Consider the following 7,536-nt stretch of genomic DNA (forward strand, 5'->3'; position numbering starts at 1 on the left):
AGGTGGACGACTTTTACGCCGCCCGCAGCGGGCTCATCCCGCCGCTACCGTGGTCGACTTTCTCACCGCCGTTCTCAATGCTGATCCTGATCTCCCGGCTGGCCAGCACCTTGATGAACTCGATCGAGGTGAACTGGCTGCCCTGATCGGTGTTGAAGATGTCGGGCTGGCCGTAACGAGCTTTCGCTCCGCTATCTGTGTTCCCGCTACCATCATGTTGTGGTTGTGAGTCCCCACCCTACTCTGTGATGATCCTATAATGCTGCACCTGACGATGTTCTGCAAAGTTGAACATCGACTTTCGATTGTATTGGCAGATATCCAGATCGCACTTGGCAACGAACGCCTCATCGCCCGACGTCTGGGCCATCGCGATGATCTCGCCCGAAGGTGCGATAATGCAGGAACCGGCAAGAAGGTTCGACCCTTCTTCGGCGCCGGCCTTGGCGACACCGACCACATACATGCTGTTTTGATAGGCACCGGCCTGCATGCTCAGATGGTTGTGAAAGCCGCTCAGGTGATCATATACCGGCTCCCACGGGATATGGGTGGGTGTGTTGTAGCCAAGCACCACCACCTCGGCGCCCTGAAGCGCCATCACGCGATAGGTCTCGGGCCAGCGGCGGTCGTTGCAGATCGCCATGCCAAACTTGCCACCATGAAAGTCCCAACTGTCGAAGCCAAGGTCCCCCACATCGAAATAGCGTTTCTCGAGATGCTGGTAGGGCATCTGCGGGCGGTGATCTGCATGGCCGGGAAGATGCACCTTGCGATACTTGCCGACGATCTTGCCCTTGCCGTCAACCAGGATCGAGGTGTTGTAGTGACGAGCCACGTCGTTCTCGTAGGTCAGCTCAGCGTATCCCAGATAGAAGCCGACCCCCAGTTTCTCAGCGGCCTCAAACAGCGGAAGCGTCGCGGGGCCAGGCATCTCGGTCTCGAAGAAGGCATCGATCTCGGCCTCGTCCTCCATCCACCAGCGCGGAAAGAAGCTGGTCAGTGTAAGCTCTGGAAAGACGACGACCTCGGCGCCACGGGCATGGGCGTCGCGCATCAGCTCGACGAGACGGGCGACCACCGACTGACGGGATTCGTTTCGCGCGATGGCGCCGACCTGGGCGCCTGCGATATTGATGTAACGGGCCATATCTGATTTTCCTATGTAGAGGTTTTCCGAGCAGTTTGGGTCGCGTCCGTGTCAACCTTTCGGTCGACGATGCGCACGCCATATTGGTCAAACGCCTGTTCGTCCGTGATGTAGCCGTCGAGGACATCATCTAGCACGTCATCAGGATCGCGCTGGAGCGGGTCGCCATATCCGCCGCCACATGCCCGGACAGCAACGATGGATTCGTCCTTGCCAAAAGCGTGGTGCGGCAGCTTTGAGGGCAGTTGGATCTCGGTCCCGTCGGCCATTTCGCGGATCAGCTGCGACGGCGTGCCGTCGGATCCTCCGAAGAGGCCGCGCGGGGGGTATTTGTGCCCTTCGCTTTCGACCGAGGCGCTGCCCGGTGAGAGGAACCGCAGCTTGCGGATCGATCCCACACCGCCGCGCCAGCGCCCCGGCGCGGCGACCTTCTCACGCAGTTCGTAGCGCTCGATCCGCAGGGGAACGTGGCTTTCGATATCCTCGATCGGGTTGTTGCGCGTGTTGGCATAGAGCACGTCCACCGAGTCCATGCCGTCGCGGCTGATGCCATCATCGCCAAAATGCAGGTCAGCGGTGAACCAATGAGTCATGGGATCTCCTGAATGTGGGTGATCATGTTGTGCCCCGCCTGCGACGCTTTGACCCGCCACGGGCGCAGTATCGCGCAACCGGGCAGTGGTGGCGTTGATTGCAGAGCCTGCCCTTGCCGACAATGCGGGTCCGACAGACACCATGCTGGGTTTCGGCACAGAAGCGCCAGATGGCCAGTTCGAGAAGCCGCGGGAAATAGTCCGGGTAAGCCGGATCGATGTTTTGCACCGGCACGACACGTGCCAGTTCGGCAATCACCCCGTCACAGCCATTCTCGCGATAGCAGCGCGGGCCGTAAGCATGCTCAAGCCCGAACGCCTTGAGGATGCCGGTGCGGTCGAGGAATTTATGGACCAGCACATCGACGGTGCACATTGCTGCCCCGATCACGCGCCAGCGCCTGTCCTTCGGCCTGCCCCCAAGCAGGATATCGGCCAGAACCATATTGGCCAGCTTGGCCGATACACCCTCAACCCGGCCAAATTGGCGCAGCAGGGCCTGTCGTGCAGCTGCAACGGCATCGGGCGGCAAAACCCTAGCTTCGATGCTGGCATCCGCCGCGTAGCGCCGCTCAGGGCCTGTGCGGGCTTCCGCAACCGCGCCATCAATCACTTGATCGATGAACCCGGCCACATCGTCCTGACAGATGTCGCGCAGAAAGAAATGCAGCGAATGCGCCTGAACGTTCAGAAGGCCCTTGCGCAGGGGGAGCTTACGCACCGGGCACAGCCGCAGATGCTGCGGGCGGGCGCATGTGTTTGCCGACTTGCGGTAGCGGCAGCCGGTATAGGCCTCAAACCCCGCGAGCTTTGGGCAGGCACAACGGCTGCGGGCAAGCGCGGCCCGGATCTCCCTGCGGGTCGCATTGCCGTGGCGGATAATATAGCGCGTGGCGATATCGTCGGAGATGCCCTGCATGCTGAGTGACAACATCAGCTGGTCATAGATAAACCCGGCATCAGCCTTGGCCAGTGCTTTCGCCATGCCGGACGCCGCCACCTCATGAGCAACCTCGTCCAGATAACCCGGCCCAATCATCAGCTGGCACAACTCAGCCAGCATTCGGGCGGCATCAGCCTTGCTGTTCGCCATTCAATATTCCGAAGCCAGCATAACGGTCAGAATGCGGCGGGTCAGGTGCGGATTCGATGGGTCTGGCGAAAACCCCTTCAGCGCCCGGTCGTAATAGTCGATTTTCCAGATGATGCGGTGTTGCCCCACGGTCATGACCGCACAGTCATGCTCACCATAGGGGTCGTTATCTTCATTAAAATCGTCGAAACAGGCGACAGCTTGCAGGATCGCCGCGAGTTCTTGCCTTGGCAGCATGCCGACCCCACGGGTGACGAAGACATTGCCGCCCAGTTCCCGGCGCCGCAGGGCATCGTTCAACATCCGAACCAGTCGCACATCATAGGGCTGATCCTCCTCAAACCCATCAATGTTGCCAGTTTGTTCTTTTTCATCATCCATCGATCTCCGGTCATCCATCGTTTCTACCTTTCCTGTCAGATGAGTTTGATCAATCGACGCTGCGCCTGTTCATCGCCGTCGATATAGCCTTGCGTGGTCTGGATGGAGCGATGCCCGGCCAGAAGCTGGACATCCCGCAGCGAGCCGCCCGCCCGGTGCAGCTGTCGTGCTGCACGGGTGATAAAACTGCGCCGCCCGGAATGCGACGAACAGCCTTGCAGGCCCAATTGCCGGTAGAGCCCGGTAAACCAGTTGACCAGCGATTTGGGTGACATCGCCCCACCCCGGCAGGACCGGATCACCGGCCCTTGCCGGTCGCGGACACGTGGGGCCAGACCGACAAGCGCCCGCCGAAGTTCAGGATGCAAAGGAATACGCCGCCCGGATCGACGCTTGGCCGCAACCGGGGGCAATTCGATATGCGACCCGATCGAGCCATCACCCCGGGTCAACATCGACCAACGAAGCGCGCAGACTTCGCAGGCGCGCAACCCCGCCGTGATGGTCAAGAGGAACATCACGCGGTCACGGGCAGCTGTCGGAGAAAGATCGAGATGTCGCAATATGCGCCGCTGTTCAGCGGCTGTAATCACCTTGGCCGGGCGGCCGCGCATATGCTCGTATAAATTGACATACGATTACAATACACAATCTAAAGTAGATTGTCAAGTGAAACGTTCAGCTCGCGGTGATTGTGGTGCTGACCGCCTGATCGGGCCTGATATGATACGACATGCCGCGATGATGTCGATCCGGCGTGACGCTGCACATCCTCACCAACTGTTCCGTAACTTCTGTTCAACAGAAACATGGCGCATTGTCGCAACGGATCATTTGGCAGGTCCCGTAAAGCAGCTTGGGCGTAATGCCAATTTATAGGTGTTGGTTGCAATGGGATGGGCCCGGCAGCCTGCCACATCCACGGATGCGGCGATGGGGGCGCAAGCTGCGCAACCATATGGAACCACTATGCCCAAATTACCAAACAAACCATGATCAGCCCCCACAACCAATAACTGTAAAAATACCAATTATATTATGAACCAGCCCGAGCATGATGATCGATAGGCAGACAAACACCCGCCAGATCACAAGCTTGAAGACTCCTAAATCCCGGAATTCGTCATGGCCGAGACGCGCAACGACATCGTCGCGGACGCGTAAAGCAGCATGTACCGCAACAAAAGGACAAACCCGATGATGACCAAGCAACTCGTAGACGGATACGCAGTCATGCTGCAGGACCGTATCACCCACGGCTGGGACGCCTGCCTGCTCAGCTTCATGTTCAATTCGCTGCCGGGCAATGACAGGACCAGGGTGAAACTAATGATGGAGGAGGTTCGTGCCACCTACCACAAGCTCCTGACCCGCCTCTACCGCCACCCGCACAGTAAGCGGCACGACCAGCTCCCATTCCTGATCGCGGCCCCGGATTACCAGGTTCCGAAACACGACAGGACGACGCATGTGAACCCGGAGATCAATAACGGCCTTCACATACACGCCGCCTTCGCCTGCCCTCGCCACACAAGGCTCAAGACCAACTTGACCACCTTCCTCACCGATTGGCGCGACCAGCTGATCGGCCAGAACCGATACCTTGCCGAGCTCCACATCAAGCGCATCACCCATGACGCGCCGCGGCTTACGGACTATCTGATGAAATCGATTAGACGAGACGAGCTCAGCGCCGACGACATCCTGCTGTTGCCAGAAGCGCGGGGCGAGTATTCTTCGCGGACGAAATACGAACGCCTACAAGCGAAAACCGACGGTGCCAAACGGCGGATCAGATGCCGGTCACGCTAGAAGATCAGGCGTCGACACTCTCCCATGCGGGCAATCGGGTTTCAGGCTTTGGAGTGGCCCTCCTCGGCATTGCCGACCCCGATATATTTTCGGAAAAAGCCCATGAAAGCACTGTCGCCGGAATGTTTCGCTTTAACAGAAACATCACAGCCGTTGATCAGAACAATGCCGTGAGAAAGGCCGAAAACTGTCGCGAGCAGAGTTGCGATCCGCTTTCGCGAGGAACCAGGTGACCAAACCCCGCCCGACACTCCAAACGAACGATGGCTCCGACCCTCAATCAAGGGCCGGGGCAAATTTTCATCATTCAACGGCAATACTAGTGCAATGATGCCCTACGGCTTGATCGTCTAGGACGCTTCGGCTTTCGGGTCGCACGTGGGGCCGGTTCATGCGCCTCGTCGCTCGCCAAGAGCTTGAACTGAACAAAGCCCGTATCGTCGGCGCCGGCATTACGAACCCTTAGCGTGAACTTGTCGCCTTTCGAACTGTTGAGCAGGTCCTCAAGATCATCTGGTTCGACTTGAAGGAAAAGATCCATTTCATCTGCATCTATTTCCTGCACGGTACGGAGGTACGTGGCTCTCGCCGCGGCAATGCGCTCGCGTGCAGACGCTTTTTTAATCGGCCCGCCTTTCTCGCCCTCCTGCTGCATCGCACGGTAGTCGGCATACACCCTTTGAATGCCGCCCCGCTTCTTGAGTTCTGCCGCAATTTCCTCTCGTGGAACGTTGTCAACAAGGAGCGCCTCTATCGCCTTGTTGTAGCGGCTGGCATCCTTGTCAGTGTTCTTCCGCCAAGAAAAAACAAACTTGAGGATGAATAGCCGCAATTCTTCAGGTCGCTCGACCGACGGCCGGGATTTTTTCCCCTGCCAATGATCAAGCTCACAAAACGCCTTTAAGTCATCCATATTATTACGGATAGCCAGCTCCCGCACCGCTGCCTCCTGCAGCGTATGCCTCAGGGCGTCCCGATAGCCGTATTGTAATTTTTTGATCTCTGATCGGGTACGTTTCAGCGCCTTGATGTTCGGTGGCGATGCCGGTTCCTTCGCTTTCTTCCTATCCATCTGTGATGCCTTTCCTTTACCGGTGCGAAATTGCACTTCTTCAGATATGGATAAGGGCAACCCATGATTGAATTGGAGGGGTTTTCAGGCATGGGTTATTTATTTTATTTACTGTTATATATCAGAATATTGAACACTTTAAGTTGTCGACATTAGACAAGAAAATCACCAATATTATTCAATTGATAGCCGAGCGTCCTTGGAAAACTCGGGAACCGATAGCCAGCCGTCGCCCGCGGATCCAATCGCGCCATCAGCGCCCTCTGGGCGGACTTGCATCGGCTCAGCGCAGCCCGAAACTCCTCTGGGTCGTCCAGCGCCTCGTCCACAACCTCAACGAGGTCCGGGTCCGATGGGTGCAAATACAGTGTTATCTTCGGTTCATGGGAGAAGATGTACTGGAAAACCGCGGTCGACGCATATTGCGCCCATCGTTCCCGCAAGGCGCGAAGGGAATACGGGAACTGACACGCCACCGCCGTTGTCCGCTGCCGCTTCAATGCCGCAGTCAGGCTGACATAGCCCTGCCCATGTTTGTTCGGAACTGTGGTCAGAAGATGCCCGGTGATTTCCGCGATCACATCCTGGATCGAATAGCGCCCGAACGCCGGAAAGCCATTCTCCCAGAAATAGGCATCCGCCTCGGGCGAGAACATCCACAGGAACCGCTCGACCTTCAGAGCGCGGTTCAATCGTTCGCGCACATCCTCCGGCATGTCAAAAACCGTTTGCGCCTTATGTTTCCGGCACAGGTAGCTGATATGCGCCGCTGTGACCGCTGCCTGCTGGTCAGGGGAATTCTCTCCCCACCCAAGCCAGGCAACCAGCCGAAAAAACGCCTGTTCACGATCAAAACGTGGCATCGGCTTCGTGGAGGCAAGGATCCGGATCGCCGTGTTCACCCCAATATCAGGTGGGTGGTCGACCAGTGGTGATGCCGCATATCCGCGCTCCTCGTCACTGACCCACCGATAAAATGTCGAGGCCGGGATACCGAGGGCTTCCAATGTCGCCTTCTGTGAGCCATGCCGCATATATGTGGCTTCGTAGGCCGCCAGCTTATTCTTACGTTCTTCAATGCTGCGCTGTCGCGGGCCTCGCCCCGGCAAACCTGGCCCCTTCTTGTCCACCATGAATTCCCCCCTGCGCGGTCATCAAAGCGCCATCAAAAGAGATTCAGAGAAAAATATCCAGAAAGCCGACATGGCATTTGTGGTAAAAGGCAATGTCCCGGAGATATGCGGACGGAGGCGACATTCAGGCAGTCTTCCGAAACTCGGAGGTCCGCCTTTCGTTTGCTTCTGCTACGCTTGTCGCTGCCGGTGCGCAGGTGATCGCGGGGTGACAGCCGGTGGTTGCGCCGCCTCGCTACTTCAGGACACCGCCCTGGGGCCTGAGGTTGCTACCGGCGCAGCAGCGCCCTTCCGCCGAAACG

Annotated in this window: 9 protein-coding genes and 1 pseudogene; 2 read left to right on the forward strand and 8 right to left on the reverse strand. The window is 57.9% G+C overall.

The window, feature by feature from the left end; genetic code table 11:
• Nucleotides 1–73: 73 nt before the first annotated feature.
• The 6 genes and pseudogenes from PAF12_RS18565 to PAF12_RS18590 all read right to left on the reverse strand — a co-directional run.
• Nucleotides 74–187, reverse strand: a pseudogene (locus tag PAF12_RS18565) (IS3 family transposase); the annotation flags it as partial.
• 51 nt (nt 188–238) lie between these two features.
• Nucleotides 239–1,150, reverse strand: coding sequence for an N-carbamoyl-D-amino-acid hydrolase (locus tag PAF12_RS18570; RefSeq protein WP_271109969.1), 912 nt, complete (start codon nt 1,148–1,150; stop codon nt 239–241).
• 11 nt (nt 1,151–1,161) lie between these two features.
• Nucleotides 1,162–1,743 carry a hydantoinase B/oxoprolinase family protein gene (locus PAF12_RS18575; protein WP_271109970.1) on the reverse strand — a complete coding sequence of 194 codons (582 nt, stop codon included), beginning with the start codon at nt 1,741–1,743 and terminating at the stop codon, nt 1,162–1,164.
• Between the two features lie 22 nt (nt 1,744–1,765).
• Nucleotides 1,766–2,836 (reverse strand): hypothetical protein, encoded by a 1,071-nt coding sequence (locus PAF12_RS18580; RefSeq protein WP_271109971.1) that lies wholly within the window; start codon nt 2,834–2,836, stop codon nt 1,766–1,768.
• Nucleotides 2,837–3,235, reverse strand: coding sequence for a DUF3768 domain-containing protein (locus PAF12_RS18585; protein ID WP_271109972.1), 399 nt, complete (start codon nt 3,233–3,235; stop codon nt 2,837–2,839).
• 17 nt (nt 3,236–3,252) lie between these two features.
• Nucleotides 3,253–3,831, reverse strand: a complete 579-nt coding sequence (locus tag PAF12_RS18590; protein ID WP_271109973.1) for a site-specific integrase — start codon at nt 3,829–3,831, stop codon at nt 3,253–3,255.
• Between the two features lie 583 nt (nt 3,832–4,414).
• Between PAF12_RS18590 and PAF12_RS18595 the strand changes: the two genes are divergently transcribed.
• Both PAF12_RS18595 and PAF12_RS18600 read left to right on the forward strand, forming a co-directional pair.
• Nucleotides 4,415–5,029, forward strand: coding sequence for a hypothetical protein (locus PAF12_RS18595; protein ID WP_271109974.1), 615 nt, complete (start codon nt 4,415–4,417; stop codon nt 5,027–5,029).
• Nucleotides 5,014–5,262, forward strand: coding sequence for a hypothetical protein (locus PAF12_RS18600; protein ID WP_271109975.1), 249 nt, complete (start codon nt 5,014–5,016; stop codon nt 5,260–5,262). Before PAF12_RS18595 ends, PAF12_RS18600 begins: the two co-directional genes overlap by 16 nt.
• A gap of 86 nt (nt 5,263–5,348) precedes the next feature.
• On the opposite strand, the gene PAF12_RS18605 is transcribed toward PAF12_RS18600, so the two are convergent.
• Both PAF12_RS18605 and PAF12_RS18610 read right to left on the reverse strand, forming a co-directional pair.
• Nucleotides 5,349–6,101, reverse strand: a complete 753-nt coding sequence (locus PAF12_RS18605) for a hypothetical protein (RefSeq protein WP_271109976.1) — start codon at nt 6,099–6,101, stop codon at nt 5,349–5,351.
• Between the two features lie 152 nt (nt 6,102–6,253).
• Complete coding sequence (locus tag PAF12_RS18610) at nt 6,254–7,234, reverse strand: hypothetical protein (RefSeq protein ID WP_271109977.1); 981 nt, start codon at nt 7,232–7,234, stop codon at nt 6,254–6,256.
• Nucleotides 7,235–7,536: the final 302 nt, after the last annotated feature.

The sequence above is a fragment of the Paracoccus sp. SCSIO 75233 genome (genome assembly GCF_027912675.1).
Lineage (GTDB): Bacteria > Pseudomonadota > Alphaproteobacteria > Rhodobacterales > Rhodobacteraceae > Paracoccus.